Origin of the sequence: Candidatus Desulfatibia sp., from assembly GCF_036446775.1 — a bacterium.
Classification (GTDB): Bacteria; Desulfobacterota; Desulfobacteria; order Desulfobacterales; family UBA11574; genus Desulfatibia_A.
Genome location: NZ_JAZFTO010000010.1, coordinates 1 through 2,252, shown reverse-complemented (window position 1 = coordinate 2,252; position 2,252 = coordinate 1). Strand labels below are relative to the sequence as shown.

Here is a 2,252-nt window from a genome sequence, read left to right as displayed (position 1 = left end):
TACTCGAAGGCTTTTCAGCCAGAACAGACTGAAGAATACGAATTTATCTGTTCATAATCAGTTTTGGGACGGACCGCATCCAGCGCCTCCGTCTCAAATCAAGTTTTTCAGTAACTCGACAGTGGTAAGTTTTACATCAGGCAACCTTCTTGTGAAGGCCTCTTTTCTTGTGTTCTATTTGCTTTTCTCGAATTAACTGTGTTATCCAGTCTTTTCCGAGACCGTATAAATTGTTTTTGATGGTTTTGGCCATCGCCGTCTGCGTGACGAATTCAGAAGGCGTATTGGATGTAACAGTCCGCAGCCAGCATTGAGCTTTGGCCTTGACCTGCTCGGGATAACTCTTTGCCAGCAGTTGCAGTATTCCCATTACGAGCAGTTGAATATTAACAAACTTCTCGATGGCAGCTATAGTGTTTTGCGTTTTTGCAGGAGCCGAGGAGTTCTGGCATTGGAGAGTTTTTTTGCGAGGCCGGCGTGACGCCGGGCTGAGGTATTGCGACCAGAAATGGTAAGCCATACCACCCATGGTATTCTTGAGAGTGTCGAATAATGTCTCGATGGTAACTCTGTGGCAGTAAAGTTGCAGCGCCGCGATAGGATCAAGAGTGAGATCGGATGTCATCAGGATAATCCGGCCATGAGATGTTTCGACCAGAATGAAACGCAATGTTCCTTTGATCGGCTTCCATATCAAATTAAGCGTAAGGTAGCGGATGGTTTCACTGTTGCGGTAGACGAGAGCTTCGGCAGTCTGAAACATATCGGCTCGGGATTCAAACAGTTCCATCAGACGCAGTTTTTCGCCGTACTTTCTCGACGGTCCTCTCTGGTGCTCTTTTCTGGGTGGAGGGGAAAGATATGCTACAACATTTTTCTTCGCTCGGGTCAGAATATGGATGATGTCCCCTGCGGCGTTTACTTTTTCAGCGGCAGTTGTGAAGACTGGCCCTACGGCAAAATAAGCATCGAGAACCAGATAAGCTGAGCTTCCCATCGCCATTGCAACTTGCTGAGCCATCTTCACAATACAGGTTGTTTTCGGCAGACGCTCTCTGCCTAAATCGGCAAATGCGTCCAATCCTTCCTGGATACTGGCCAAAAGCGGCGTCGAGAAGTATTTTTCGCCGGCCCGCACCAGTATCCCGATACAGCCCCAATGATGTCCCCGAAAAAACGATGGTTTGCTTGCTGTCTCTGAATCCTGATGCAGTGTGGCTACTGCGGGCATCTTGCGGCCATCCTTGGGTGTTTTGGTGTGGTCTCCGGTCAGCACAAGATGGCCTTGCAGACGATATGCGACATTTCGCTGCAAGAGCCAGCTCCACCACAAAGCCATAAGTCCTTCGATATTCCAGGCAGTGGAATGAAAAAAGTGCAGCAAGCAATTGTAGCTCTCGGATGGAAGAGATAACGCCCGAATAATCGAGCTGACGCCGAGCGTATCATTGCGTACCAAGAATCCCACAAAAACAATCACAAACCATACATGGGTAGCCTGTCTTGAAAAAGCTGGCCTCATGAACATCAGAAATCGCGTCAGTTCCTTTGACATTTTTTCTCCTTGACAATATTTTCGTGCTGGACTATGCTATATAGCATAGTCTAAATAAGCAAAAACTCAAGCACAAAAGGGATCGTTATGGAAAAAAGAGAACTTGCAAAAATGAAACGACGAGAAAAAACTCTTCAGAAGAGAATGGCTCAGTTAGGCCCTGTCATGCGAGGTAGTGTTGTCGTCATAGGAACCAGAAACAAACAAAGCTATTTCTCGCTCAATACGAACAAAAAGACCAAGTTGATTTATCTGGGAAAAAGGAGGCAGGCAAGAGCAAAGGAATACTCAGACAATTACAGAAAACTTCGTGCTATCGTTGAGGAAATGACGATGATCAACATGACATTGCTGAAAGAAAACGCCTGGCCTTAACAGCAGAAAGGCTGTGAAAACTTATGACTGTCGAGTAAGATTAATAAACGAATAATCCGGTTTTTTTGTCAAATCACCTGCTGCGGATTTTGCAATTGGTCTTTAATGTAGTGTAGAAACTCGGCGGCATAGGTCTCATCGACCACTCTGCGATCAGCGGCAACAGACAAGCTGAGCATTTTTCGCGCCGTTATTTCGCCCTCTCTGCAGACAACCGTGGCCACGACATTACCGACGGACAATATCGTACTGGTAGGCGGCGGGACAATTCCCAAAAAAGAATCAATGCCATACGCGCCGAGATTACTAAGCGCGATCGTCT

At 46.6% G+C, this 2,252-nt stretch carries 3 protein-coding genes; 1 reads left to right on the top strand and 2 read right to left on the bottom strand.

Annotated features, from left to right (window positions below):
- Nucleotides 1-136 precede the first annotated feature (136 nt).
- Nucleotides 137-1,555 (bottom strand): transposase, encoded by a 1,419-nt coding sequence (locus V3S16_RS00510; protein WP_413882715.1) that lies wholly within the window; start codon nucleotides 1,553-1,555, stop codon nucleotides 137-139.
- A gap of 87 nt (nucleotides 1,556-1,642) precedes the next feature.
- Between V3S16_RS00510 and V3S16_RS00505 the strand changes: the two genes are divergently transcribed.
- Nucleotides 1,643-1,930: a hypothetical protein gene (locus tag V3S16_RS00505; protein WP_413882714.1), complete on the top strand. Its 288-nt coding sequence runs from the start codon at nucleotides 1,643-1,645 to the stop codon at nucleotides 1,928-1,930.
- Between the two features lie 68 nt (nucleotides 1,931-1,998).
- Here the strand turns inward: V3S16_RS00505 and V3S16_RS00500 are convergent.
- Nucleotides 1,999-2,252, bottom strand: a 254-nt coding sequence (locus V3S16_RS00500) for a 2-oxo acid dehydrogenase subunit E2 (protein ID WP_413882713.1), incomplete at its 5' end; no start/stop codon positions are given.